This is a genomic window from Priestia sp. AB (genome assembly GCF_028369225.1).
GTDB classification, from domain to species: domain Bacteria; phylum Bacillota; class Bacilli; order Bacillales; family Bacillaceae_H; genus Priestia; species Priestia megaterium.
This window is the reverse complement of record NZ_JAQMYN010000001.1, coordinates 1,127,367-1,153,646: the sequence shown is the minus strand read 5'-3', so window position 1 is coordinate 1,153,646 and position 26,280 is coordinate 1,127,367. Positions and strand designations below refer to the sequence as shown.

General features: G+C 34.9%; 27 protein-coding genes. 8 read left to right on the top strand and 19 right to left on the bottom strand.

The genetic code is table 11. The features are described 5' to 3' along the window. Positions 1-7 precede the first annotated feature (7 nt). The 13 genes from POF52_RS06050 to POF52_RS05990 all read right to left on the bottom strand — a co-directional run bounded on the left by POF52_RS06050 (position 8) and on the right by POF52_RS05990 (position 11,005). Entirely contained in the window at positions 8-1,453 is a 1,446-nt protein-coding gene (locus POF52_RS06050) for an ethanolamine ammonia-lyase reactivating factor EutA (protein WP_176583136.1), read from the bottom strand. Positions 1,454-1,651: 198 nt separating this feature from the next. Beyond that, positions 1,652-2,149, bottom strand: a complete 498-nt coding sequence (locus POF52_RS06045) for a EutP/PduV family microcompartment system protein (protein ID WP_098621302.1) — start codon at positions 2,147-2,149, stop codon at positions 1,652-1,654. Between the two features lie 24 nt (positions 2,150-2,173). Then, a complete protein-coding gene (gene eutS, locus POF52_RS06040) occupies positions 2,174-2,515 on the bottom strand; it encodes an ethanolamine utilization microcompartment protein EutS (protein ID WP_013058372.1) in 342 nt (113 codons plus the stop codon). A gap of 41 nt (positions 2,516-2,556) precedes the next feature. Next, positions 2,557-3,846, bottom strand: coding sequence for an ethanolamine utilization protein EutH (gene eutH, locus POF52_RS06035; protein ID WP_074676593.1), 1,290 nt, complete (start codon positions 3,844-3,846; stop codon positions 2,557-2,559). A 214-nt stretch (positions 3,847-4,060) separates the two neighbouring features. Continuing rightward, a complete protein-coding gene (locus POF52_RS06030) occupies positions 4,061-4,633 on the bottom strand; it encodes an ANTAR domain-containing response regulator (protein ID WP_074676596.1) in 573 nt (190 codons plus the stop codon). Next, complete coding sequence (locus POF52_RS06025; RefSeq protein WP_074676598.1) at positions 4,626-6,059, bottom strand: sensor histidine kinase; 1,434 nt, start codon at positions 6,057-6,059, stop codon at positions 4,626-4,628. The genes POF52_RS06030 and POF52_RS06025 overlap by 8 nt, the downstream gene beginning before the upstream one ends. A gap of 568 nt (positions 6,060-6,627) precedes the next feature. Continuing rightward, positions 6,628-6,909 carry a hypothetical protein gene (locus POF52_RS06020; RefSeq protein ID WP_176583137.1) on the bottom strand — a complete coding sequence of 94 codons (282 nt, stop codon included), beginning with the start codon at positions 6,907-6,909 and terminating at the stop codon, positions 6,628-6,630. Between the two features lie 10 nt (positions 6,910-6,919). Continuing rightward, the gene (locus POF52_RS06015) at positions 6,920-7,309 is read right to left on the bottom strand and encodes an SHOCT-like domain-containing protein (RefSeq protein ID WP_176583138.1); all 390 of its coding nucleotides are present in this window, start codon (positions 7,307-7,309) and stop codon (positions 6,920-6,922) included. 11 nt (positions 7,310-7,320) lie between these two features. Continuing rightward, positions 7,321-7,686, bottom strand: coding sequence for a DUF2089 domain-containing protein (locus tag POF52_RS06010; protein WP_271990726.1), 366 nt, complete (start codon positions 7,684-7,686; stop codon positions 7,321-7,323). A gap of 225 nt (positions 7,687-7,911) precedes the next feature. Then, on the bottom strand, positions 7,912-8,217 hold the full coding sequence (locus POF52_RS06005; protein WP_334314398.1) for a DUF2262 domain-containing protein: 306 nt from the start codon (positions 8,215-8,217) through the stop codon (positions 7,912-7,914). A gap of 998 nt (positions 8,218-9,215) precedes the next feature. Next, the gene (locus POF52_RS06000; RefSeq protein WP_176583140.1) at positions 9,216-9,368 is read right to left on the bottom strand and encodes a hypothetical protein; all 153 of its coding nucleotides are present in this window, start codon (positions 9,366-9,368) and stop codon (positions 9,216-9,218) included. 45 nt (positions 9,369-9,413) lie between these two features. Beyond that, positions 9,414-10,304, bottom strand: coding sequence for a prephenate dehydrogenase/arogenate dehydrogenase family protein (locus tag POF52_RS05995; protein ID WP_261590898.1), 891 nt, complete (start codon positions 10,302-10,304; stop codon positions 9,414-9,416). A 20-nt stretch (positions 10,305-10,324) separates the two neighbouring features. Continuing rightward, positions 10,325-11,005 carry an RraA family protein gene (locus POF52_RS05990; RefSeq protein ID WP_176583142.1) on the bottom strand — a complete coding sequence of 227 codons (681 nt, stop codon included), beginning with the start codon at positions 11,003-11,005 and terminating at the stop codon, positions 10,325-10,327. 436 nt (positions 11,006-11,441) lie between these two features. On the opposite strand from POF52_RS05990, the gene POF52_RS05985 reads away from it, so the two are divergent. Further along, positions 11,442-12,293 carry a MurR/RpiR family transcriptional regulator gene (locus POF52_RS05985; RefSeq protein WP_013058390.1) on the top strand — a complete coding sequence of 284 codons (852 nt, stop codon included), beginning with the start codon at positions 11,442-11,444 and terminating at the stop codon, positions 12,291-12,293. A gap of 726 nt (positions 12,294-13,019) precedes the next feature. After that, positions 13,020-14,318, top strand: coding sequence for a CitMHS family transporter (locus tag POF52_RS05980; protein WP_271990718.1), 1,299 nt, complete (start codon positions 13,020-13,022; stop codon positions 14,316-14,318). 258 nt (positions 14,319-14,576) lie between these two features. Here POF52_RS05980 and POF52_RS05975 read toward each other — a convergent pair whose 3' ends face one another. Together POF52_RS05975 and POF52_RS05970 are read right to left on the bottom strand one after the other, a co-directional pair. Next, a complete protein-coding gene (locus tag POF52_RS05975; RefSeq protein ID WP_047933111.1) occupies positions 14,577-15,044 on the bottom strand; it encodes a hypothetical protein in 468 nt (155 codons plus the stop codon). Between the two features lie 94 nt (positions 15,045-15,138). Then, positions 15,139-16,584: a DHA2 family efflux MFS transporter permease subunit gene (locus POF52_RS05970; RefSeq protein WP_176583144.1), complete on the bottom strand. Its 1,446-nt coding sequence runs from the start codon at positions 16,582-16,584 to the stop codon at positions 15,139-15,141. Positions 16,585-17,147: 563 nt separating this feature from the next. Between POF52_RS05970 and POF52_RS05965 the strand changes: the two genes are divergently transcribed. Beyond that, complete coding sequence (locus tag POF52_RS05965; protein WP_043978207.1) at positions 17,148-17,342, top strand: hypothetical protein; 195 nt, start codon at positions 17,148-17,150, stop codon at positions 17,340-17,342. Between the two features lie 561 nt (positions 17,343-17,903). On the opposite strand, the gene POF52_RS05960 is transcribed toward POF52_RS05965, so the two are convergent. The 3 genes from POF52_RS05960 to POF52_RS05950 form a co-directional block, all read right to left on the bottom strand. Beyond that, a complete protein-coding gene (locus POF52_RS05960; protein WP_271990710.1) occupies positions 17,904-19,601 on the bottom strand; it encodes an MFS transporter in 1,698 nt (565 codons plus the stop codon). A gap of 135 nt (positions 19,602-19,736) precedes the next feature. Beyond that, positions 19,737-20,369: a TetR/AcrR family transcriptional regulator gene (locus POF52_RS05955; protein WP_013084376.1), complete on the bottom strand. Its 633-nt coding sequence runs from the start codon at positions 20,367-20,369 to the stop codon at positions 19,737-19,739. Positions 20,370-20,865: 496 nt separating this feature from the next. After that, positions 20,866-21,681 carry a DUF2935 domain-containing protein gene (locus tag POF52_RS05950; RefSeq protein ID WP_013084377.1) on the bottom strand — a complete coding sequence of 272 codons (816 nt, stop codon included), beginning with the start codon at positions 21,679-21,681 and terminating at the stop codon, positions 20,866-20,868. Positions 21,682-21,845: 164 nt separating this feature from the next. Here POF52_RS05950 and POF52_RS05945 point away from each other — a divergent pair, with 164 nt between their 5' ends. After that, entirely contained in the window at positions 21,846-22,325 is a 480-nt protein-coding gene (locus tag POF52_RS05945; protein ID WP_016766325.1) for a hypothetical protein, read from the top strand. 270 nt (positions 22,326-22,595) lie between these two features. On the opposite strand, the gene POF52_RS05940 is transcribed toward POF52_RS05945, so the two are convergent. Beyond that, on the bottom strand, positions 22,596-22,829 hold the full coding sequence (locus tag POF52_RS05940; RefSeq protein WP_074895612.1) for a cyclase: 234 nt from the start codon (positions 22,827-22,829) through the stop codon (positions 22,596-22,598). A gap of 218 nt (positions 22,830-23,047) precedes the next feature. Here POF52_RS05940 and POF52_RS05935 point away from each other — a divergent pair, with 218 nt between their 5' ends. The 4 genes from POF52_RS05935 (at position 23,048) to bioC (ending at position 26,233) form a co-directional block, all read left to right on the top strand. Beyond that, entirely contained in the window at positions 23,048-23,185 is a 138-nt protein-coding gene (locus POF52_RS05935) for a hypothetical protein (RefSeq protein WP_013084380.1), read from the top strand. 309 nt (positions 23,186-23,494) lie between these two features. Then, positions 23,495-24,673, top strand: a complete 1,179-nt coding sequence (gene bioF / locus POF52_RS05930; RefSeq protein ID WP_271990698.1) for an 8-amino-7-oxononanoate synthase — start codon at positions 23,495-23,497, stop codon at positions 24,671-24,673. Beyond that, complete coding sequence (locus POF52_RS05925; RefSeq protein ID WP_034649823.1) at positions 24,670-25,416, top strand: alpha/beta fold hydrolase; 747 nt, start codon at positions 24,670-24,672, stop codon at positions 25,414-25,416. Before bioF ends, POF52_RS05925 begins: the two co-directional genes overlap by 4 nt. Then, complete coding sequence (bioC, locus tag POF52_RS05920) at positions 25,409-26,233, top strand: malonyl-ACP O-methyltransferase BioC (RefSeq protein WP_271990693.1); 825 nt, start codon at positions 25,409-25,411, stop codon at positions 26,231-26,233. The genes POF52_RS05925 and bioC overlap by 8 nt, the downstream gene beginning before the upstream one ends. Positions 26,234-26,280: the final 47 nt, after the last annotated feature.

The window sequence follows — 26,280 nt, the reverse complement described above, 5'->3', positions numbered from 1 at the left end:
CCCTTTCTTATGAATGGAACGTAAGGGTTTTGACTACTACCGGCACTACGCTTGTTTGTAGCAGCTGACCAATATCTAAGTAATCACCGTGTTCCACCTTAATTTGATCAATACAAATAATGCTTTGCGACGAATCTTGAGCAACAAGCGTTTGGCCCAATACCTTGGCATGATCGCTCTCAAGAACAATAATGAGCGGCTGATCTCTTTTGTTTTTTTGTTTCACCGCTTCTAGCAGACCTTTTGCTAATTGTTGAATATCTCGAAATCCTACGTACGGAAGCCCAGATAAGTACAAAGCAAAGTTTTGCCCTTCCTGCTGCGGGTCATGTATCTCAATTGCATCTTTTACAGCATTCTTTAAGTGATGAACACTTTTTTGAAACCCATCCTTAAAAGAAATTTGATAAACAGGTATATTTCGTACAGGTAAATCTTTGGTTTCTACTTGAATCGTGGCTCCACTGATTTCAGTCGTTTGTGTACCGGCACCAAGAACGGTTGCGCGAACGGTTTCATCAGGCTGAATCCATGACCATCCCTTCAAACTCCGACTATCTTTTAAAGAGTCTGCAAGCATTATTCCTATGTCGTGGTAAGGAGCTTGTTCAACACCTTTAGACTCATATTGATAGAGACACTCACTAATTCCACCAGAAAACATAATGACATCAATTTCTTCTTTCCAATTCGGTTCATGCCCTAAAAGTAGTATCTTGTCCTCTGCTGTCATAGTACGTGTTAGCATTCGGCTAATCACATCAGCCATATAATTTGTTATTTTCTTTACCTCTTCTTCCACCATTACATCACCTTTTGCAAGAGTACTATTCCACTCTCTTAATAGGTTTCTAACGGGTGGTGAAATGCTGCTGATTTTATCTTCCGAAAACTCAATCAGCCTGCCTCCTATATGCAGCGTGCAGGTTCCACAAAGCCTTCCCATTCGATAAACTGCTACATTAGCGGTTCCCCCGCCAATATCTATATTGGCAATCGTTTTGCTCGTTTTTTTGGAGTATTGGTAAGCTCCTGATCCTTTTGCTGCAATAATTCCCTCTAGGTCGGGACCTGCAGTTGCTACTAAAAACTCACCGGCATGATTTGAAAGATGGTGAATCATTTCCTCGGCATTTTGCTTAGTTGCTGTCTCACCTGTAATAATCACGGCACCTGTTTTAATGTCTTCAAAACCAACGTTTGCTTTATCATACTCATTTCTAACAAGCTTCTCTATTGCTTCAATATCGATTGTTGTTGATGTGAGAAGTGGTGTTCGATAAATCGGGCTGCGATGAATAATTTCTTTATCAATAATCTCAATACGCGGCAAGTGTGTTCCTCCTGCCATATTCATCAGAGAAAATTGGCTTAACACAATTTTGGTTGTGCTTGTTCCTATATCAATTCCTGCACTGATAATCTCCTCTTTTAGCGGTTCGTATCGCTTCATATCCCTCCACCTCGTCAACCTTCAATCAGCAAAAGGTTTTAGTCATTACTGATTGCTAATTAGTCGTGTTTTAGTCAAATAAAAAAGGCACCTCATACGAACTATCTCCTGAAAGATAGCTGTATAAGGCGCCTTTGCCCGTAATTTTTTTGTATATTTAGAATATAACTGATTTCTTACAAATTGTAAAGGTTTTCATTAAAAAATAATAGTTTTCGATTTCCAGTTATCACTACACTCTTTCATCTCTTGTAAAGACTGACACTGTACCAAAGCTCGAATCTCTTCAAGCCCTTCTTTATTAAGGGAAGAAGTGACAACAATAGGACCGTTTACAACTACTTGCCTTGCTTTTTTAATAGCTAAACTCACATCAGCATCTTCTGCATCACTTTTTGTAATGACCCCAATAGCTAACTTATTAATGCCTGTACTAAAATTGGGAGGAAAGACTGTCTTTTTCTTTGTGGCGTCATGCAAATATAACACATGTGTAACTTCAAGAGCGGTTGCCATAATGTTTTTATAAAAAAAAGGATTTTCAACATATTCTCCAGGTGTATCAACGATCCAATCATAATAGATTAAAGCTTGTGTTTTAACTGCCTCGACCGGCTTTCCAAGCAGAGCATTTGTTAATGTCGATTTACCGGCACCAATTGAGCCAATGAGCATGGCTCTGTTTTTCTTATGCATAAGTCTCCCCTCCCTACTATACAGTTAGGATTTTGTGATAATTGAAGGTGTGTAACCTAATGTTTCGGAGAGAAAACGATTGATTTCTCTCATGGCCATATCTACCTCTGAAACGCTCCCCACAATAACAAGACTTCCTGTAAAACGATCTAAAAAACCTAATTGAACATGTGCAGCTTTTGTAGCCAAATCACCTGCAATAATAACGGTCTCACTAGGAGTCAATGTTAGAATGCCTAGAGCTCCTTCTTGCTGTATACCTAATTTTTCGAACATATCCGGATCTGGATTTGCAATTAAATGGCTCAATGTAATTTGTTTTCCAGGAACAAACTCTTGGATAAAACGCTTTTTTTCTTCACTCATAAAAATTACCTCTCCCTTATCGTACAAACTCTATACAATACTTACATCACTTGTGTCTTACTGCTTTTTTCTTCTGCCTCTTCATTTTCTTCAGCTGCTGAACTTAAGTACTCGTCCTTTCCAATAATGCCTGCTTCGCGATCCTTCTTTTCTAGCTCTAAGGCTTTTGGAACAGATAGCCAATATGCTAAACCAATGCCTATTAAACCTGCTGAGAACTTCCCGATAATAACTGGAAGAATTAATGTCGGCTGAAAATTGGCTGTAAAAGATAAATGATCTCCTAATAAAAATGCCGAGCAAACTGCAAACGAAATATTAATAACTTTGTCTTTTGGAGGCATGCTGCGAATGAGCTTAAACATCGCTAAAATATTAGCAATCGTAGCTAAAATACCTGCACTTCCTTCTTTACTTAATCCGAGTTTTTTCCCTACAGCTTCAAGCGGCTTTCCTGCATATTTTTGAAGCAAATAAACCATTGGAAATGCACCAGCAAGCATGATGCCAATATAACCTGCTGTTTCTAGCGCACGGAATTGATCTGCTTTATCAGCCATGATCGGATGAAATCCCCAGCTTCCAAATAAATGAGAGAATAGGCCCGTGAAAATTTCAACAATGGAGAAAACAAGAACTAGCTTAATTCCGGCATCCATAATACGCCCAAACCACATAAATCCTTTAATCATTAAATCTGGCAAGAAATATAGTCCTACCGCTAATAGCACAACAAATAATAAAAGTGGAGATAAATTCAAAATAATTTTCAAATAACTTATCGTAAATTCGTAGGTTGAATCACTTGTAGTGGAAATAATTTTACGCACATCAGAATTGGTTACCATAATTAAAACACTTGAAATAAAAGCACCAATTGGAATCGTTAACACACCTGACATAACGCCAAGCGCCATATATTTGTGGTCGCGTTTATCCAGCATGGCCAGTCCTACTGGAATCGAGAATACAATGGTTGCTCCGGCCATAAATCCTACTATCATGGCCATGACCCATCCTTCATAAGACTCTTTTAATACGTGTGCTAATTGATATCCTCCCATATCCGTTGCTAAGATAGAGGTTGCAGCAATAGCAGGATCTGCCCCAATTGCTGAGAAAAAAGGACCGCATACCGTACTAATAAACCACGAAAGATATGGAGTTGCAGCCATGATACCAGCCGCTGGTATAAAAATATACCCGATAGAATGTAACCCTTCCATAAATTGCTTTCCTAATCCTTCATCACTATTTCTAATCGCAGCAATAGCCCCACACACTGCACAAGTCATGATAATATAAATCACGATTTTCCCAATGATAACCACACCCAATTCCCCCTATATGATGGTTTTTATTTAAACAGATAATAGTTTAACTATTTCTATCTATTTAAAGCATATGAAGTAACCTGTTAAGAGCTTTGCTACTAAAGAAAGATTAAAATTGTTCCCTTAAAAAAGACAAAAAGGTGCCAGGTGGTTTTTTATCACTTAAAACCACTAAGCACCTTTGCTCAAACTATTTACTTGTACAGTGAGGTTAAGTTCCATATTTCTCAATGATGTGTTTTGCTAATTTCTCTAGTGTAACCTGCTTTTTCATGCTAATCGTTCGCATTTTTTTGAAAGCACGATCTTCTGTTAAATTATATTTATCCATTAGAATTCCTTTTGCTTTTTCAACAATTTTTCGTTTTTTCAGTTCGTTATTCATTTCCTGAACTCTTTGCTCATACATTTTTGCATTTTCTGCTTGTTGTAAAGCAATTTCAACTGCTGGAATTAAATTGGATTCAGAGATTGGTTTCACTAAATAGCCTACTATATTCGCTTTTTTCGCTTTATCAATAAACTCCTTCTGACTGTATGCTGTCAACAGCAGAATAGGAATATTATATTTATTTGAAATAATTTCACTTGCTTTTAGTCCATTTAACTTAGGCATTTTTATATCCATGATAATTAAATCTGGCTTTAGTGCAAAAGCCAATTCAACCGCTTTTTCACCATCTCCAGCTTCTCCTACTATTTCATAACCATTATCAGAGAGCATCATTGATAAATCTAGTCGTACAATTGACTCATCTTCAACAATTATAATTCGTTTAGTCATGGTGTCCCCCTCTTTCTAATGGGAACCTAGCTGATGCCATGGTGCCATTTGAAGTTCTCTCAATCGAAAATTGACCAGATAAATCGTGAGTAACCATCATGGTAACTATATCTAACCCTAAAGATGGCTTGGCTTCTTTTGAGTACCCAATACCATTATCTTTAATTGTAACCTCTATTTCATGGTTATTCTGTTGAAAAGAAACGTGAATGTTACCTTCTTCTCGCCCCTTAAACGCATGTTTCATACAGTTTTGAATAAGCTCATTAATAATTAACGCTATGGAAACAGCTTTATCCGACTTTGCAAAAAGCTGAGTGCCCGAATATTCAATTGAAATATTTTTATTTTCATCAGTAGCGCTATACACTAGCATATTACCAATTTTCTCAATCAAACTAAGAATATCTACATTATCTACGCTAGAGTTAGAAAGAATAATCTCGTACACAGAAGCGATACTTAAAATCCGGTTAAGACTCTCAATAAAATGAGCCTTGCTTTCTTCAGGCAGTCCTCTTCTCATCTGAAGCCTTAATAAACTCGCAATAGTCTGTAAATTGTTTTTGACGCGATGATGAATTTCTTGAATCATGACTGATTTGACAACAAGTTCTCTTTCTCGCTCTCTAAGTTCAGTCATATCTCGAAATGTAATAAAAGCACCATTCGTTGAGCTTTCTTGTTTTAAACTAACTTTTTTGACTTGAAATACCTTATTCAAAATAGTCACTTCTTGCATAAACAACTTTTCTGGATGATAAAATAACTCTTCTAAACAAGGGAAATATTCGATGATTTGATTCCCTACCTTACATTCTGAGGAACAGACTTCAGAAACCAAATTGAAAGAAGCTGAATTAAAATATAGAATGTTTAAATTAGGATCAATAAAGAAAAGTGCCTCTCCAATAAACTCTGGAATAAGCGAAGCATTTTCTGTCATCTCCATTAAAATTTCGCTTAACGTGTCATTTGTGTTTGATAACGTTTTCATTTTTTCTTGACGTTCAACCATTTCACTGATATCTTTTTCCATAATCAATGTAGCAATTACACGATTATTAAATCCTTTAATAGGAACCACACTTTGTTCTACCGTTTTTCCTTCTTGTGTTAAGGCGCGATTTAAAGACATCGGTTTTCCATTTTTCAGCGTGTAAAATACTGCCGGTTCAAACGCTTCGTACACAAATTTCCCTGCCACTGGACGTTCATAAACTGACGGTGCAGTTTCTGGTGCAGCTTCTGCCACTACAACTGCATGCTGTCCTTCTTTTGTTAAACAATCGATAAACACATTTGCTCGGTTTAAATCAGCAATAAGCGGCAAATTTTTAGCAACTTCATCAATCTTTTGAATATCAACTTCTGCTAGATTTGTATGAAGCCTGCATAAAGAATTTAAGGATAATGTATGAGTCATATGTAAACTCCTAGCTGCTTTTAAACATTTAAGCATTAAAATATTAGAATATAATAAGTATTATATTTTTCTGAACTTTCTTTGTCAATGACCCATTTTGATGCAAAAATATTTACTTTACGAAGGAAATCTTATTTCTTCTATGACTTATCACTTCTTTTTCTAAAGGTAAAAGTGGACGATCGTGGTCTATCTGCCAGTTGAATTCGCATAGATATAGTCCTTGGGCTTTGAATCTTTTTACATAAAAATTAGCATTCTGTTATTTTGTTAGTAATAGCTTATATAGTAAGTTTTGAATTTTTAAAAAAGATAAAATCATGTAGCAAAGGGGAGTTTTAATACGATGTCAGTGTGGATAGGAATATGGATTGCTATGTTTGTTGCCATATTTGGAGGCACATACTTCGGGTACAGATTAAAACAAAAAAAGGAAAGAAGCAGAGAAGAAAAGAGATTATACAGCACGATAGCAAACTGTATGATCTCTTTTTTCAGCCTTTTTTACATCTATATAGACGAATAAAGTTTTATTTTTACACGCGGGTAGGCACTTTGCAAAGCTACATCATAGTTTAACTCTTACCTCCGTACCGTCAGTAGCTTTGACATCTACTAGTACCATTCCCTTATGTTTCTTCAGTTCCTTAACAATAGGCTTTAGCATACTTTTATCTATTATCGGAAAAGTAAAGTTCAACTCTTTTCTTTTTAAATGTTCTTTTGTCCATTTATCCGCATGCTTCTGGATAAATTTCGAAAAAGCAACGCTAATAGCAATGTTTAAAAGAGCATATGGAACTGGAATGCTAAATCGAACATCTTTTGTTTTCACTTTTACATGAATCATAAGCAAACCATTACTCAATGGTGACTGAAACGGTATCTCCGTTCGCCGATTTAATATCAACAATTTGGCCATCTAACTCGTTTTCAATTGCTTCAACAATCAGGTTTATGTCTATATCTTTTACATATTTTTCCGATTGAGGAATACTTGCTGCGATACTGTGTCCCGCCATTAATACCAGCTTGACAAGCTTTATAGGCAAATTAACCTTCACATTATCGTTTTCAGTTGACACAACTCGAATTTTTAACGTTTTATCTAAATACGCATTCGGTTTCTTCAAAAGCTTATTGCCCGTTTCTTCTTTTTCTTTTAATACTTGAATTAGTTCTGATCCCTTTTCTGCATCAATTTTGCCTTCTTGAACCATTGTTAACACTTTTGTAATTTCCTCTTTCACAAAAATCACCCCTATTCTTCTTTTAAGAGCTTGATGGCTTCTTCGGCTGTAATTTCACCAGTTTCTAACATGGAAACAACTTTTTTCTCATCTACTTCGTTTTTCTTCTTTTCTACATATCCAAGAGATGAAATGATGTCAGTCAGCTTGCCTCGAACGGTTGGATACGAAACTCCTAGTTCTTTCTCAACTTCTTTGATATTTCCTCTGCATGTTAAAAATACTTCTACAAAATGCAGCTGATCACTCGATAAGGATGCCAACTTGGATAATTCAAACTCATTTTCAATCGTCGTGTGACAATGGCTGCACTGCAGCTTTGTAATTTTTAACGTTTCACTGCAGACAGGACAATTTGTAAGTACTTTATAAGCCATAATCAAATCTCCTTCTTTTAGTTAATTTGATTATATAACAAAGAATTAAAATTAAAAACAATAAAATTAAATTATTTTAACTAATAAATTCAAAAAATCAACTTACACTTTAATAATATTAATAACTCGTTTTGATTTACACACAAGATTAAATAAAAAAGAGAAGGATAAAACCCTTCTCTTAAAACACATACTTGTTTTTCAGCTATCATTCAATCCATCTATTTATCCTGCAATCTGAGCCCTAGTAAAAGTCTCATTTATATTTCCCTCTACAATGATGCTATGTCCTCCAAACATATCTCTATCAGAGAAGTAAAAATCAAAGTCACCTTCTGGATAAACGGATATAGTGTCTAAACTCATCAGATCCATAAACATTTCTTCTGTCATTTCCTCTATTTCATCCTCTTCCTGTATCCAATCGTTTGCTAAATCCACCAGTTCCGCTGCCGCATACATTCTAATTTTTTGACTCCATTTATCCTGCTCCTCAAAAAGTGTATGTGCTGTCTTCAGCGCTTTAAACAAACTTTATAACCCATATCCCGATTTAGTAGTAACGCTATAAACGGGTTCAACCCAATATATTGAAAATCAAGTTCTGCTTGGACAAATTGATGTAGCTTATACGATTGGATCATTAAACAATAAAAAGATAATGTATAAAGAAGTAGGAGTAGAAGAAATGGTTGTAATTGGTCGAGGAATTGATCAACACACAACATTTGATGTTATGTAAGACAAAAAAATATACTTGTACTATCTGATAAGTGCTTGTACATGACAATACTACATAATATTTATGTAAGCTTACAGATTGAGCAAGGTGCCATTATTAAAGTAGGCGCTCCAGAATTGCATTAATGGATATGGGTATTTCCTTAGTAGCTAAGCGTATCGCAAATCGTTATAACATAAACAATGATTTAGAAGTTCCATCACCTTATAGATACACTGACTTCTATCTCATCTCTCGCCTACATTATGAATTTACCCCTATAGAAAAACAGTTTATTGAGTTAAATAACTCCCTTAGCGACACTTTTAAAGGAATGGAAGTTTAACATCGAGGTTACAGTTCTTCCTGTAACCTCTTTTACAATTCCTTACCTGCAATTATCTTTTATATAAGTGTCATTATGAGGTGTTTTTTAATTTCCACAAGTTTGATCATGGGAAGCAGCCTTTCTAATTCGTGGGCCGCCATTGGCTATCAACACTATCTTATTTTTAAACATAACGTTTACATCTCTTTTATTGTCAAGCTCTGGAGAATTACTATATTTGCGTGTTCACTCATTTGGCTTGGCCTTCTTTACTATCTTTTTTAAGTAGATTTCCTAAACCCAAAAGAACTCAGTTAACAGCTAGAGTAGAAGCCGGATTATAACAACAGATAATTTCAGAAAAAATTTTATGGTTTTGTAATTTCATGAAAGTTTCTCTTGCCTCCCTTTCTGTGTTAAATTCAAACATGATAATATTATGTTCTCTTGAATAAGCATTGATTACAGTAACCACCCACATTAAAAATCTCCTAGGGCTGTTACAATTACATTTGATTCTGATAAATAAATATCTCTGGAATTCTTATGAGTAGCTGCTATACTTGTAGACTTATTTGGAATAAACCCCTTTTCTAACCAAATAGAACCGCTTTGAAAATCCCATGTTCCCAAGTAAATCTCCCCGTCTCTTACTATTGATATAATAGATTAGTTTATTTAATTGTTTACAGTAGCATCTTCTTTACATGCTTTGATAACATCCAACCAATGATCTGGCTTTTGTCCTTTAAACTTTTCTTTTAAATTAAATGAAGCCAATGTTTCTAACTTACTTTTTGCTGCTTTAGACATAACAGAATTTAAATTAGAAGCCTCTAGCATTTGAATAGAGCCGTCTAACTCAATTGATCTTCTTAATGCATGTATAGAGGTTCCAGTTACCAATCGGTTCATTGTTTCTCTAAAGCTCTTACTATCTAAAGTTTCACTAATAGAATCTAAGACTAATTGTTCTACATTAAATTCATGAGAAGCTTCTAATAACTCTAGATAAAGAGCAACTACACCTTTCATATAAATGCTGCGAATTAGCTTTACAGCAGAGGCATCACCAGGTTTTTCACTTACTTTAGTTATGTCCATACTGTACGGAGTCATTAATGAAATCAGTCGATCTACACCATTACCACTTGCTGAAATAGGAACCTTATGTTTATAAACTGGCAGGGGACCTAGCATTGCGGCATCTACAAAGAATGCATTCTTCTCTTGTATATTTATGTTAATTTTTTGCTTCACGATAGGAGTGGAAGCTGATACATCTACATAGATACATTCTTTCTTTATAAATGGTTTTAGCATCTCACTAACTTCAAGTGCTTTATCTGCGGGTACTGCTACTATTACTATATCCACTTGTTTTAAAACTTCTTCGGGTCTATAAAGAAGTTCTACTTGAGCTTGAGCAGCCCGTTCTTTAATTTGTGGACCATATGTAGGATGGTCTATCATAACATCATGAGCAAAAATGATTTCTAAACCTTCGCCTTTTAAGCCAACTGATAACTCAAAGGCCGCCTCTCCAAATCCAATAAAACCCAATTTCACTTTAAAGCTCTCCCTTCTGTTTATAATCCATATGCTTTCATCTGTTCTCTTAACCATGAAGGCTGAATGTTACCTCCAGATTCACCTTGCAGACGCGCTCTTTCAAATGCTTCGATCGTTTCTAAACGTGTTTTCTCATACTCTAGTTTTTTTTCTGCTTTAAAAAGAACCTCTTCAATCTTTTCTTTTGGAACTACAACAACTCCGTCATCATCACCTATAATTAGATCTCCTGGAATAACAGCTACGCCTCCACAAGAAATAGGTTTATGTAACTCACCTGGACCATCTTTAAGAGGACCATTCGGAATAAATCCTTTTGAGAAAATAGGAAATCCTGATTGACTAAGGGTCTCTTTGTCCCGAACTGCCCCATCTATAATAATCCCCTCAAGTCCAATAGCTTTAGCTGCAGCTGCCATTAATTCTCCAAGGTAAGCATTTGCCGTATGCCCCTTTCCATCTACAACTAGTACATATCCTTCTGTACCATCATAGATTGCCTGATGAAGAAATAAGTTATCTCCAGGTCTTAAACTTACAGTTAGAGCGGTTCCAATTACCTTCATTCCTGTAGATACAGGCTTAATTTTATAATCCATTGAGCCTGTACACCCCATTGCGTCGGATATAAGAGTTGTATTAAGAAGGTTTGCTCTCTTAATAATGTCTTCAGATAATACTGGTGCTAAATTACTCACTGATATACACTCCTCTTCGATTTTAATATATTCTAATCAATGCTCTACTCAGGATAACGCTTACAAAATTAAATTAATAAAATTAGATATTGCCCCCCTATTCGCAGAATATCTACAGTTTATTTGCTGCATTTTTGAAAAAGATAGAAAAACGTCGTAAAAAATAAATAAAGTAATAAAAATTACTACTTTTTTTATTTAAGTAATATTTATTACTATAATCTTAAATGTATCTTATCACCGGTGCCTAATAAAGTAAATCTATTTTTGTAAATAAAGCACAGGAAAAACATATCCTAAGCTTTATTGCTTAGAAGAAACATTTTTACATAAAAAAGTAAACATGCTAAAATTCAAGTAAGTATTGTGATAAATACTTTTTATATGCTTAAAAAAATAAAATTTACAATATAATCTGTTTAATTGGAGCGAAGGTATGGAAAATCCAATATTAAAATTAAAAGATAATATCTCACAACTAACAGAAACTCAACGGAGAGTAGCAGACTATATCCTTAAAAATCCTGTCGATGTAGCTTTTTTAACGGTTGATCAATTGGCTTTGACAGTAAAAACTAGTACGACCACGATAATGAGGTTAGCTTTTAGTCTAGGCTATTCTGGATATGCAGAGTTTCAAAAAGGACTTCAGGAGCTTCTACGTAACAATGCTGCTCCTCAAATCAGATTAGAAACAAATTTGAAGGGCTTAGATGAGAGTGATTTGTGGATGCGCTGTGCAGAAAGTCAATTCAATAACATTCAATCAACAGTAGAAATGATTTCTACAGAGAGCCTAAATAAAGCGTTAGAAATGATTGTCTCTGCAGACCGAATATTTTGTACAAGCGTTAGAAGTGGTTTACCCGTGGCACAGCATCTATCCTTTGGGCTTAATCGACTACTCGGAAACTGTGAGCTAATTGTCTCTGACTTAAGTGATTGGGTGGATAAAGGAATTACTTTAACTTCTAAAGATTTAGTTATTGCAACCTCCTTTCCAAGGTACGCTAGAAGAACTGTTGAGTTTGTAACAGCTGCCAAAAGTAACGATGCCAAGGTCATTTCAATTACCGACAGTTATTCTTCTCCTTTAGTTAAGTACTCAGATTTAGTACTGACTTGTAGCTCGAGTAGTATCGCTTTTCATAATTCACCTATAGCGTCGCTACTTGTGGCCGATTATCTTGTAAGTGCCATAGCTATAAATTATCCAGAAAAGACAAAGGATCGTCTCGATAAAATCACTTCAGTCCTTACAAAAATTAATTATCATTACACTGATTAAATTTACGAATGTGGTAAAAGCATGAAATATCGAATGTATAAAATAATTCGATATTTCATGTTTTTACCGCTTTTTTATTTTTTAAATTAAGTCTAATACTTCCCTTTCACCTTTCATTTCTATAAAAAAACATTTACTTTTCATTAGAAGCCATGATAGTATACTTTTAAATAGTCACAATTATTACAACAATTAAATAAAAAGTAATAATTATTACTTCAAATGATGGGTTGTAATAATGAATATAGTTAGTTCTGTAAAATCATTTTTAGATATCATCCGGAGATATCTGACTGCTCCCCTACTAAGATATTATAAAGTGACTATAAGTTTATTAATCCTAACACTTGTATTTTGCTTGTTAACACGCAAATGATGAGAGCACTACCTTTAGTTCTAAGCAATCATCAACAAAAGATTTTAGTAAAGGGGTGATTAGTTAAAGAAACACGAGAATAGAAAATAATCTATTAATGATTCTATATATACAGTGGGCTTAAGGGGGGAATTCACGCTAGATTTTTTGTAAACCCTTACATCCGTTCTGATAACAGGTTTCAAACCAATAATATGTAAAAAAATCCAATTGTTTTTACTAATGAATGATTGTGAAAAGCAGCTTTATAATAAAGAATGATAGTTAGATAGTTTAATGAGAATTTAAAAAGTATGACATTAAAGATAAACAAGAGGGAAAATGAAAGAAAGTTCTAGAGGGGGTATAATATGTTAACATTTTTAGGTTTTTCGATGATTGTAGTATTTATGTATTTAATCATGAGTAAGCGTTTGTCTGCCTTTAGTGCATTAACAGTGGTTCCTATTGTTTTTGCTTTATTGGGCGGCTTCACTGATTTAGGACCAATGATGATGAAGGGTCTTGAAACCATTGCTCCGACAGCAATTATGATTATCTTTGCCATTCTCTATTTCGGGGTGTTAATTGATACAGGATTATTTGATCCTTTAGTAGCGAAGATTATAAAGATGGTTGGCGGTGATCCTCTAAAAATTGTAATGGGTACTGCAGTACTTTCTTTAATAGTTGCTTTAGATGGTGACGGTACCATTACATATCTAATTGTAGTAACTGCATTTCTCCCACTATACAATCGATTAGGTATGAATAAACTTATTCTAGCCTGTATTCCTGCGTTAGCAATGGGTATTATGAATTTGACTCCCTGGGGTGGTCCTGCTGTACAAGCTACGGCGGCTGTAAAAGCAGATGTAACAGACTTGCTATTACCACTTATTCCTTCTATGATTGCAGGAACTATCTGGATTTTAGGGGTTTCTTATTTCCTTGGACGACGCGAGCGTAAAAGACTTGGAGTTATCAATATAGATACAGAATTTAATAATGAAATTGCTGCAGCTCTTGATGTAGGAATGGATGCATCAATAAAGCGTCCAAAATTATTTTGGTTTAACTTAGTTTTAACACTTTTACTTCTTACTGCTTTAGTTCTAGGGTTCTTACCATTACCAGCTTTGTTTATGATTGGATTTGCTATCGTGATGATTGTTAATTATCCAAATTTACAAGATCAAAAGGAACGCTTGCATGCTCATGCAGGGAATATATTAACGGTGGTTTCCATGATATTTGCTGCAGGTATATTTACTGGAATTATAGATGGAACAGGTATTGTTAAAGCTATGGCGGATACTTTAATAGCAGTTATTCCTAATGCTCTTGGCCCAAAATTAACAGTAATTGTTGCCCTTATAAGTATGCCATTCACATTTTTTATGGCAAATGCTCCCTTCTATTTCGGGATTATTCCTATTATGTCTGAAACGGCTGCTCATTTTAGCATCCCTCCACTAGAAATTGGTCAAGCTTCTTTACTAGGGCAACCCATGCATCTATTAAGTCCACTTCAAGGTTCTATTTATGTCTTAGTAGGACTCCTTGGCATTGATATAGGTGACCATATTCGCTTTGCTGCCAAGTATGCCATTGGAACAGCGTTAGTTATGACGATTGTGGCTGTATTATTTGGAATACTATCTATATAAATGATTTATGGGAACATAAAAAAGAGAGAGCTGATTCTTCAAAACAGCTCTCTTCTATATATTTAACTTTAAATTACATTAAAGATTGAAATATAACATAAGCAAATCACTAATCAATCATGACTGATACAGTATCTCCGTTTGTCAATTTGATCTCAACAGTTTGGACATCAAATTCATGTTCAATTGCTTGAATAATAAGGGGAGGTCTATATCTGCGAAATTTAAAAAAGGTGCCTACCCACTTAAGTTTTTAAATCAACTCCATCTTTTCGCCTTTTCAAATAAATACTGCACTCCATATAACAAATATGCTTTGTAATGAAGGTAGATAAAAAATTGAAAATGACTTAATCGGTTTAAACTTACAATTTTCAACCTTTTAAGAACATCAATAAAGTAAAAAGCAAAGATTCCATCAACTATAATATTCAGTAATAAAAACTTCTTAAAGTTTCCATACGAAGATTTAAGAAGCCACATTGAAAGAGGCATATAAGGCCCAATACTAAAAGGAAGTTCATCTTTTATAAACGAATCTTTTTTATCATAAAATTTCCACCACTTCCTCTGATGCCCATACAAATGATTAATAATTTCAAAGATAATAATAAAAATCCCTGCTAACGAATAACGTCTTATGCTGCGTTTTCCTATAAATAACAACGACAACCAAGGAATCGCTATTATAGATAGGTTAAATCCTAAGTGTTTTCTTGATATCATAAGTGAACTCACCTCAACGTACTTTATCTAGTTCTTCTTATAGTGTCCGCTTATTACAAAAAAACACAGACCATCCAATGGTCTGTGTTTTTTATTAATGTGCTTTTTGTTCAACATTGACTCTCTTGATAAAGAACGAGATAACCAATCCAACAATTGACACAATAATCGCAAAGACGAACGCGTGTTGAACACCGTTGGTAAAGGCAAGAATTTGATTTAGTGGATCCATTTTATCTGATACCGTCGCAAGGAAACTTCTTGAACCTGATGACAGAATGGAAATTCCAACAGCTGTTCCAATTGCGCCTGAAACCTGCTGCAAAGTGTTCATAATCGCTGTTCCATGCGGGTACAGCTCAGGTGGAAGCTGGTTTAATCCGTTTGTTTGAGCCGGCATCATAATCATCGAAATGGCTATCATAAGCGCAATGTGCAGAGCAACGATAAACCCTGTGGACGTTTCCAGCGTTACGGTTGAGAAACCGTACATGGTGCCGGCTACAATCACAAGACCAGGGATAACTAACCATTTGGGACCAAAGCGGTCAAATAATCCGCCCATAACCGGTGAAAGAATTCCGTTAATCACTCCTCCAGGAAGAAGCATTAGGCCAGCGGCAAAAGTTGATAAAGCTAATGATGTTTGTAAGTATAAAGGTAAAATCATCATCGCAGACAATAGTACCATCATGCAGACTAGAATTAATAAAAGACCAATTGTAAACATTGGATACTTAAAGGCTTTAAGGTCTAACATTGGCTCTTTCATCTTCGTTTGACGAATAGAGAATGCAACTAATGCAATAGCTCCAATCACAAGAGTTAGAATAACCTGTAGACTTCCCCAGCCTCCGCCTTCTCCGGCGCTGCTAAATCCAAATACGATTCCTCCAAAACCGATTGTTGAAAGAACAACAGAAATCATATCGATTTTTGGCTTTGTTGGTGTGGTAACGTTCTGCATAAAGAAAGCTCCAAACACTAAGGCAACAAATAACAGCGGAAGTGAAATCCAGAAAATCCAGTGCCATGTTAATGTTTTTAAGATTAAGCCTGATACAGTTGGTCCAACAGCTGGCGCAAACATAATAACAAGGCCGATGATCCCCATTGACTTTCCACGCTTATGCGGCGGGATAATAACAAGAATCGTGTTAAACATAAGCGGTAAAAGTAAAGCAGTTCCAACCGCTTGCACAACACGGGCAATCATGAGTACCCCAAATGTTGGTGCAACAGCGGCAATAAATGTTCCAATAATCGAGCAGATTAGAGATGCTATAAAAAGCTGTCTGGTTGTAAAGCGCTGAAGAATAAAACCTGAAATAGGTACCAAAATTCCTAACGTTAACAGATACCCTGTTGTCAGCCACTGTGCAGTTGTTTCGTGAATACCAAAGCCAGAAATTAGCTCTTTCAATGCCATATTTAGCGCTGTTTCACTAAATAAACCGATAAACCCAGCAATAAGAAACGACGTTATAATCGGCAGCACTTTGATGTTAGAGCTTTCGGCCACTGTTTGTTGATTACTCATATTAAATTGTCTTCCTCTCTTTTACATACTCTTTTTGGTGAACGTTTTTCTATCTCAATGATAAGTTGATTAGCAGACAAACAATGCATATTGATATAAAGATTAGTGATAAGTTTAAGGCATTATGTTGACTAAGTTTTTTCTTTCTCTTCTCTTTTGACCGAAGTGCTTTTTGTCTTCTAAATTCGTTTCTTTCCACAGATACCTCTCCATTTCATTTCTAAATCAACTTTAGAAACCTTCCTATGTAAACTAATTTCTATTCATAATCTGGAATTTTTAATAAGTAAGTTAAAACGAAATAGAACTATAAAATGAATTTCATTTTACATAACAGGAATATTGTAACACAGCTATAAGTACTGTTTCTATCTAAAATATACTAAATAACAACAGCTATATACCTAACTTAGTGCCCTGTGACAATTAAAATTTGTTTCTGTTATATGCTTTTTGTTCCGTTTGCCCTAACAGAATACAGCTAACTTTTTAATCATCAGTCAAAAGAAATAGTATCAGAAATGAGGTAATAGTAAAAATTGATACTATGGAGGTGTTTTCTTATGAAAAAGTATGAAGTAACATTTCATCTAATTAATGGTGAAATAAGTCATTTAGTTGAAGCTAAATCACTTATTCGTGCAAAGAACTACATACAGTATAGGTTTGAAGATAAAAGTAAAATATTGGATTTATCAAATGAGTTGGTCATTGTTAAAAGGAACGTCCAATACTTTACGGTAGTTGAAAAAGAATAATTAGCTATGTAAAAGGACGTTATCACAAAAGTAATGTCCTTTTATATGGATGTAATATCCTTATAGGGTAGTCTCTTTTTCCCATTCTGTCACTAAAATTTTTCTCCAACTTGAAGCCAAAATAGATTTGGCGCCCTCCAAGCGTATCTTTAATTTAAGCCTACTAATTTTCCTTTTTTGATAAAATTTCGCATTCCATACTTTTCTCCTTAAAAGTATTAGATCAACTAAGAAAAAAGCTAAATACATGCATTTAATATGCAGAGAGAAGCTCTCTGAGGAAATTATCTTTGAAACAAACAACTCGAATTCACATACTAAATATATCCAAATAAAAGGCTCTATTAAATTTTGGTATTGATATTAAGCGTAAAAACAGAACTCCCTATTTTATGAAAGTTCTGTTTTGTTTATTGGCTTACTATGTATATTTTCTGCGTCACAACGTAATTTATAAAAATCCACATATCTGTAAAGAGTACATATAGAAATGAAAAGAGCAAACTCTCTTACACGTGAGTTTGCTCTTTCTGTTCTTTATTCAAATTTCTTCAGTTTAACTTATTGTCCTATATCCTTCATCCTTTTAAGAGCTTTTCTATATTCTTGATCTCTCATACGCAGCATTTTATCAGCAGAAGGTTTAGGCTGACCAAACTTTTTTAAAGCTGCTCTATACTCGCTGTCACCAATGACTCGATTCGAAACAGCCTCTTTAGGCGAACGCTCAAAAACGGGAGTATCTTTTTTAATGTGAACCTCTTCGGTACTCTGCTTTTCTTTATTTTTTTCTTTATCATGCGGCTTATGAGCCAGCTTGTGGCCTTTACCTGTTAGGAACATCAAAAACGAAAGAATGAATACTACAATGCTTAATACACACGAAAACGTAGAAAATGTATGATAAGTAATGATTTCAGATTTTACATGTAGAGACTGAGTGAAATTTTCTTTACTAGCCACCTGGCTCTCTCCGCTTACCGTTGCAAAGTGACCTTTATACACCTTTGCAAAGACAATACTGCTGATTACAGGGATGACCGCAGATACTGTAACTCTTATAAATTGAACCGTGACCATCCGAGGGACTAAACTTGGTAGTGGTCCGCCTAAAGCTGCACCCATAAGACCTGCAGCAACTGTGAAACCCACTCCTGCAATTAAAGCGGCAAAGCTACTAACAAAGAGAAAAGCTGAAGCATGACCGTCTAAATAAATCCATTGTATGTTCACTCCCATAATAATGACCGCTCCTATAATACCTAATACGCCCGGTCCAACTTTATCATATAATACGGCACTTAATATGGCGGCAATTACTATTCCAGCAAAAAGCCCGATATAGATCAGTGAAGTGTCTCCTTTATCAAAACTAGATCCACTTTTAAGCAAGCCTTGTAGAGATAAAAGAGTTAAACTCATACTAACATTGCCTATAACAGCAATTAAGATAGCGAGAGCTGGTTTTCGAGAAGCCACTAATCTAAAGGGAATTAAAGGATTTTTAATATGCCATTCTGCGGCGAATAAAAAGCATAGAAAAATGATGCTTCCCACTATGCCTATCCATACATAAGTAGATGTCCACCCTGATTTTTGGAGATTAAGTAATGTAAACGTAATAAATGCAGTAACCATAAACATTAATGCTACACCGATGATGTCAAATGGTTCATGATGCTTGTGCTGTTGCTTGGCATGATCATTTGTTAAAAATTTGTAGCTGAAGCATATTCCCAGTAAGGAAAGGACGGCCGCTATATAGAATAACCATCTCCAGTGTCCGTAGCTGTTCACTAACATTCCGAGAAAAATGCCCACAACGCTAGATCCATAAAATCCGCCGATAAGAATCAGTAATGCCAAGTTCCGTTTCTGAATCGGAAAAGAAAGAACCAGCATTGGAATCATCATCATAAGTGCTAAACCTGTTCCTGTTCCTTGTAAAAAACGACCAATGCCCATTCCTAAGAAGCTGTTAGAAGCAATGCTTACAATAGCTCCTATAAAAAACAGACACATCGAAAGAACATACGTCCTTCTCTCCCCTAACTTATGTCGAAGAATAGGTCCAAACGGAATACAAAATGCAAAGCTCATAACCCCTATTAAAACCGGTGTTATCGAAATATAAGATTGATCATTAAACGTTTGTTGGAGAATTTCACGTATAGAATTTAATGAAGTGTTTAACATTAAACCAGGACCAATAGCTAAAACTGCCAGTAAAGAAATCCCCCAATGTTTTTCTATTTTCATACTACAATTCCTTTCTGCCTTTCATGATTGTAAAAAACTAAAAATGCGGCGTTCATGTTTCTTCAAACCATTACGGTAGCTATGATAAAGAAGAAAGATATTTATCCGCATTTGAACAAACTAAAAAATAAAGCTTCAGTAAGGAAGCTTTATTTTATTTTCTAAACCCGCCACTCGAATTGGCCCTAAAAGTGTTAGGCTGGTTAATTTATCAGCCATAAATGCAGGGCTGAATTTCATATCACTTTCTAACCAAGAACAAATGACACCTATATGAGCTGATGTGATATAGCTAATCAGAATATCTTCAGGGATATCAAGTCCATCCTCTGCTTCTCCAATTGAAGAGATTAGCTCTCCATACACTCTTTTCTTTACAATTTCCGTCATATGACTTCTAAATTGAGGCAATCCTCGATCACTTAGCATAACTTTAAAATAATCGGAATGGTCATAGATGAATTCAAAAAGCTTTAAGAAAGAGACGGATTCATCATTTTCTTCTACTGCTGCGGAATCCTCATTATTTTGTTTAGGCTTTACTTTCTCTATTAGCTCTTCTAGAACTTCATTCATACTCTGCATGAGAAAGTCTTGCTTATCTTGGTAATGCAAATAAAAGGTTCCCCGCGTTAATTCCGCTTTTTCCGTAATTTCTTGAATTGTAATGGATGTGACGTCTTTCTCTTTAAGAAGTTCGACTAAAGCGTCTCTTAAGTATTTATTTGTTCTTTTTATCCTAGGATCTACTTTTGTTTTTTTAGACATCGTTCGTCTCCTTGTATAACTTTTATTAAATATATGATTGTAACTTGCATAGTTGCAGTCATTGAGACCTTTTCTGATGATTGACTATTTAAACTATCCTGTATCATCAATGTACATTCTATACACGATGTAAACTAATGAACATTATGTATATTAAGTTTTACAAAGTATAACCAATCTGTCAATATCGAAAATTGGTTAAGAACAAATCTTTTGATCGTTATATATGGATTGCGTGAACTTGAGAGTGAAATCTTTTGTATGAAAGAAAAAGAACTGAAGGTTGTAACCAGTGATGTAAGATCTGCTTAGCTTTTATATAGCAAATTAATAAAATACAAACCACATCTTCTTTGTTTTCAGTAATTAATTCTTCTCGAGAAAGGTCTACCTTCTAAGGTAGACCTTTCTTTTTTATATCCATATAAATAACGCATACAGAAGTACAATATAATATAGAAACGAATCTAGATTCTATGAAATGGTTTACCTTATCTTAAAGATAAGAAATTCTTCGTAATGAGCATTGGTTGGCTTCTTGCTGCAACTCCGGAGCATAGTAACTCAATTTTTTAATAAAATAACAAGTCTCAGGAAAATGATGTATCAGAAACCTTAACGTCTCCTTATTTAATAGCTTGTTCTCCTTATACTTTTCAGTCATAGCATAAACAAACTGGCTCATCTCAATAGTTGTTTTCCCCACTTCTAAAGCAAATTCTGTTTGTCTTGCAAAACCTGGCTGCTTAAACCGCAAATAACCTTTTAAATGATGATTCTGTACAATGAATGCCTGAAATTTCCCGATATATAAATCTGCTTGTTTAGATATCATAATCTCAATCGGATCAAGCAGGTTTTTAAACAAAACAGCATGTCCAAGCTGATCTTCGAGCCATAAATCCATTAATTCGACTAAGCTAAGGGGAACCGGCTCCTTTCCTTTTACTAGATAAGATAAAAATCTTAAATATTCCTGATTTTCACTTAACGTACCATTAAGATAGGTTGGAGATAAGTTTAGATTCACTGCGTTTTCAATTCGAAGAGCCTGAAGAGACCCTTCAAAATCAAAATATCCTTTGGTAATTGGCCAGGCCTTTCTCGAGAATTCTATTAATGCAGGATCGTTGTGCATAACATCAGGGGATAAATAGTTCAGTTGTTTTAGCAAGTCATCAAACAAATGAATATATTGCTTAGCTGTTCGGACGTATTCGACTTCCTTCACCGATAAGTGATCTCGTACAAAATAAGCATGGTCCTGAATTATTTCTAACCAAAATAAATGTTCCTCCCATAATGAAATCATTACTAGCTCTCCCTTCGGTTTCCTTACTACTACATGTTTATTAGAAGCTTTAGAAGAAATGAACCAAAGTAATAAAAAACAGGATCTCTTATTTCATCACATAAACACTCATAAAAAAGGGAATATATATACATATCCATATTTTTAAAAAGGGAGAATATCAGTTGAAGAAAAAAGATAAATTGCTAATCATTTTAATGACGATTTTACCTTGGCTTAGTATTCCGTTTATTGGTAAAAAAGCGCTAAAAAGATTCCTTCCAGGGAGTCTTTTTATGAGTTTGTATCTTATTGCCGAAGGCAGGTTTGCAGAGAAGAAAAAATGGTGGTGGTTTCCGTACTCAATCAAGCCGAATGTTCTAGCAGAATTACCATTAATATTTGGCCCCTTTTTAGTTGGAGCTTTGTGGATATTAAAATATACTTACGGAAAGTTCAACTTATATCTTTTAGTAAATATACTTATTGATTCTTTTTTTACTTACTTCGGACTAAAATGGTTAAAAAAAATAGGATACGTCTCTTTAGCCCGGTTGACTAGATTTCAATTATCCATTGTTTTTTTAATAAAAACGTTCGTGCTGTATGGGTTTCAGATTGTTTATGAAAAGTGTTGCCACCTATCAAAGAATTCGTCTTTATAAATTTTGCAGTCTAAGATAAAAAAACAAAACAAAATGTCTATAAATGGGAGTATATTAAAGAAGAACATTAATGAACTAGATACTAATTGCTAAGTGGAATTATGATTTTTTAGATACTATGTAGTTGTAGTTACCTCAGGAAGCTAATGAATCCTATGTCTTAAGGCTTAAAAAGAGTGAAAATAAGGTTAAATAAAAAAAGAAGTCACCTTTTGGTAACTTCTTTTTTTACTATGCATATGTGATTAAAACAAATAACATATAAGTGTTTTATTTTTCACTATCTTCCTCAGCAGGTTTTCGTTTATGTTTCTCACTAATAATTTTTTTGTTCAGTATCCTTACCTCACCCACCATCAGCAGCCTCATATCTTTTACAATATATTTTGCTAATTCTTCATCAGAGATATCATCACCCTCAATATCGAGACGAAATTCCTGCCCTTGTATTCCACCGCCATTAGTAAAATCGACTTCAAAGTCAAAAATGACTCTTTTATCCATGTCTAATCCACCTTACTTTATTTTAATTACCTAATATATATTCGGTTTATGAAAACAAATTCCCGATCTAACTATCTAAGGAAGCATATTGTCTGATAAGTCCTGATAAAAGAACTTTTAAGTTCTAGAATGTTATTTAAAAAGGACAATGGGTTGAATAAGCTCCGCTCTATTAACTCATCTTAACAGTGTAACTATATTTGAAGGGAGATTTAAAAATGAGTCAGAAACGCGATAAAGGCAATAGTCAAAAAGGCAAATCAACTAGCAATACGGTAGATCCAGTAATCGCAGCAGAAGACGTGGAAAAAGCAATTTTTCCAACTAACAAGCCTCCTGGCAATGCAAAACCTTAAATAAAAATTAGAGCTGTATTATTAGCTGCCTATTTGGCAGCTTTTTCATTAAGAAAAGAAGTTAATTAATAAATACGAGTAGTGAACAAAGTATTAATTTTTCAGGTTTTATTTGAGTACTGAAGTAAGGTTGCACGTCTACTCATGAGATTAAAAAATGAACTGTAGGAAGCTATGTGGCGACAATTATCTAGTATCTCTTCTTTAAACTATTTTATCTTGACACTGTTCTAAAGGCGTGATTAGATATAATTGTTAACTTTAAATATAATTAAGTTAACATATATTTATTTCGGTGGTGAAAGTGTATTGAATTGGGAAGAAGATATTAAGAGAGAACTTGCCTATTTAGATGAGATTTTTCAAAAACGGCACCTTGTTACTACAGAATTTGCTGAACAACCATGGCTTACAGTCAATGGCCATAGGATGTTAAACCTTGCCTCTAATAACTATTTAGGCTACGCAGGAGATAAGGTGCTGAAGAAAGCAATGAGTGATGCTGTGATGACATATGGAATAGGAGCAACGGCTTCACGCTTAATAGTAGGAAATCACTCTCTTTATGAGAAAGCAGAACGAGCACTTGTTAATTGGAAGAAAGCTGAGGCAGGACTTATTATCAATAGTGGTTATAATGCAAACCTAGGAATCATCTCAGCCTTGGTTCCGCGTAATGGCTTCATCTTCAGCGATAAGTTAAATCATGCAAGTATCATTGATGGGGCCCTGCTGAGCCGTGCAAAGCTGCAACGCTATCGCCATAACGATATGAACCACCTAGAAAATTTATTAAAAAAAGTTCCCTTAGAGTCACGGAAGTTAATTGTAACAGATACTGTTTTCAGCATGGATGGTGACTTCGCCAAGCTCAAGGAGCTTGTTAAATTGAAAGAGCAGTATAACGCCCTACTAATGGTTGATGAGGCTCACGCAAGCGGTATATACGGAAAAAATGGTGAAGGATATACGCATTTTCTTGATCTGCAAGATAAAATTGATATTCAAATGGGAACGTTTAGTAAAGCGCTAGGGTCATTTGGAGCTTATGTTACTGGAAAACAGTGGCTCATAGCTTATTTAAAAAATAAAATGCGAGGATTCATTTATTCAACTGCTCTTCCCCCTGCTATACTCGGTGCAATAACAGTTGCGATTAAAAAGGTACAACAAGACATAGAGCGTCGCACACTTCTTCAAGAACATGCATTATTTTTTAGAAGAGCACTTACATACGAAGGATTTAACACATGCAAAAGTCAGTCTCAAATCATTCCAATTTTAACGGGAGGAAACAAAAGAACAATGCAGTTTGCAGAGCGTTTACAGAAAGAAGGAATTGCTGCTATTGCAGTTAGGCCCCCTACTGTTCCTGAAAACAAAGCAAGAATTCGTTTTACTGTAACAGCAGATCATACTCGAGAAGATTTAGATTGGGCCATAAAAAAAGTTTCTCTAATTGGAAAAGAAATGAGTGTGATTCAATGAAACAATCCACTATTATAATATTTCCTGGATGGGGAATGGAAAAAGCAGCGTTTCACCCAATCAGAAAATCATTGTCTACTATATGTAACGTTTTGTGTACAGACTGGAGAGGTGTAAAAGAACTAAGTGACTTTAGAGAGCGAGCAATCCAATTGCTTACTTCCACTCAAGGTACTGTTTATTTAATGGGTTGGTCATTAGGTTCCCTTGTAACGCTTGAACTTGCAAGTTTATACCCTAACAAGATAGAAGGACTCATATTGATTGGCGGAACTAGTCGCTTTACAAACGACGTGCATAATACATTTGGATGGGAGCAACGCATCGTTGAACGTATGAAAAAACAGCTACAGCGTAATAAAGAAAAAACCCTCACTTCATTTTATAATGCTATGTTCACTAAATCTGAAAAAGAAGAGAAATTTCATCATCAATTTATTGAATTTGCTCAGCGTAATTATAAGGGAGACAGTACGCACTCCCTCCTTACAGGGCTGGATTATTTACTCCAAAAAGATGTTAGAATGCAACTCGATCAAATTCAAACTCCTTGTTTGTTAATCCATGGAAGAGATGATCAAATATGTTTACCTGAATCTTCTTCTTTCATAGCTGAAAGAATTGGTGGAAAAGCTCAGCTGTGTATCCTAGAAAAAGCTGGCCATATTCCTTTTTTTACAAAGCCTCAGCACTGTACGCAACTTATAGAAAAATTTCTCGAAAAGGAGCTCATTTATGATTAATAAGCAACTTTTAAAGAAAAGGTTCAATAATCATGCTAAAACTTATGATGCTTATGCCGATGTACAAAAAAATATGGCAAATCAGTTAATAGATCAATTTTCTACCAATTTCTTTAGACAGGAAATAACGATTCTTGAAATTGGCTGCGGTACGGGTTATTTAACACAATTATTGTGCAAAAAATTTCCTAAGGCTGCTATTACAGCAGTTGATTTGTCATCAGGAATGATTGAGCTGGCAAAGAAAAAAGTAACGGAAGATCGAGTTTCATTCATATGCGGAGATATCGAGGAACTAAGTATAGAAAGGCAGTATGACCTTATTATTTCGAATGCAACATTTCAGTGGTTTAATAGTCTCCATACGACAATCAAAAAATTGTATAAACAACTTAATCCTGCAGGCAGCCTGCTATTTTCAACCTTTGGTAATGGTACATTTCAAGAGCTTCATTCATGCTACAGTCATGCGAAACAAAAGCTTGGTCTTTTCAGTAACAGTTCACCTGGCCAATCGTTTTTTTCTCTTGAAGAGTTGTCTCAAATTTGTGAACAAGCATTAGTTCCATTGAGAGAGCATCCATTTAAACTATCAAAAATGGAGAAACTAGAGGTTCAATACTTTCCGACCGTTCAGGCATTTTTTACATCAATAAAAAAAATTGGAGCAAGTAACAGTAACGAGGAAAGCTACTGTCAGCGCCCTTCCTTTTTTCGTCAGTTAATCAATTTATATGAAAATAATCATCGTGACGAAAATGGCGTAAAAGTAACCTATCATTGCTTAATGTTTAATATTACAAAAACGAACCAATAGCCAATCCAGCCCTGGTTACTCTCTAGAAGTGATGAATTGCCGCCAGT

Bases quoted from the DNA above. Each gene is read 5' to 3' on its own strand.
- POF52_RS06050 (WP_176583136.1), bottom strand. From the start codon at position 1,453: ATGAAGCGATACGAACCGCTAAAAGAGGAGATTATCAGTGCAGGAATT.
- POF52_RS06045 (WP_098621302.1), bottom strand. From the start codon at position 2,149: ATGCATAAGAAAAACAGAGCCATGCTCATTGGCTCAATTGGTGCCGGT.
- eutS (WP_013058372.1), bottom strand. From the start codon at position 2,515: ATGAGTGAAGAAAAAAAGCGTTTTATCCAAGAGTTTGTTCCTGGAAAA.
- POF52_RS06030 (WP_074676596.1), bottom strand. From the start codon at position 4,633: ATGACTAAACGAATTATAATTGTTGAAGATGAGTCAATTGTACGACTA.
- POF52_RS06025 (WP_074676598.1), bottom strand. From the start codon at position 6,059: ATGACTCATACATTATCCTTAAATTCTTTATGCAGGCTTCATACAAAT.
- POF52_RS06020 (WP_176583137.1), bottom strand. From the start codon at position 6,909: ATGATTCATGTAAAAGTGAAAACAAAAGATGTTCGATTTAGCATTCCA.
- POF52_RS06010 (WP_271990726.1), bottom strand. From the start codon at position 7,686: ATGGCTTATAAAGTACTTACAAATTGTCCTGTCTGCAGTGAAACGTTA.
- POF52_RS05985 (WP_013058390.1), top strand. From the start codon at position 11,442: ATGGAAAATCCAATATTAAAATTAAAAGATAATATCTCACAACTAACA.
- POF52_RS05980 (WP_271990718.1), top strand. From the start codon at position 13,020: ATGTTAACATTTTTAGGTTTTTCGATGATTGTAGTATTTATGTATTTA.
- POF52_RS05975 (WP_047933111.1), bottom strand. From the start codon at position 15,044: ATGATATCAAGAAAACACTTAGGATTTAACCTATCTATAATAGCGATT.
- POF52_RS05970 (WP_176583144.1), bottom strand. From the start codon at position 16,584: ATGAGTAATCAACAAACAGTGGCCGAAAGCTCTAACATCAAAGTGCTG.
- POF52_RS05965 (WP_043978207.1), top strand. From the start codon at position 17,148: ATGAAAAAGTATGAAGTAACATTTCATCTAATTAATGGTGAAATAAGT.
- POF52_RS05960 (WP_271990710.1), bottom strand. From the start codon at position 19,601: ATGAAAATAGAAAAACATTGGGGGATTTCTTTACTGGCAGTTTTAGCT.
- POF52_RS05955 (WP_013084376.1), bottom strand. From the start codon at position 20,369: ATGTCTAAAAAAACAAAAGTAGATCCTAGGATAAAAAGAACAAATAAA.
- POF52_RS05950 (WP_013084377.1), bottom strand. From the start codon at position 21,681: ATGATTTCATTATGGGAGGAACATTTATTTTGGTTAGAAATAATTCAG.
- POF52_RS05940 (WP_074895612.1), bottom strand. From the start codon at position 22,829: ATGGATAAAAGAGTCATTTTTGACTTTGAAGTCGATTTTACTAATGGC.
- POF52_RS05935 (WP_013084380.1), top strand. From the start codon at position 23,048: ATGAGTCAGAAACGCGATAAAGGCAATAGTCAAAAAGGCAAATCAACT.
- POF52_RS05925 (WP_034649823.1), top strand. From the start codon at position 24,670: ATGAAACAATCCACTATTATAATATTTCCTGGATGGGGAATGGAAAAA.
- bioC (WP_271990693.1), top strand. From the start codon at position 25,409: ATGATTAATAAGCAACTTTTAAAGAAAAGGTTCAATAATCATGCTAAA.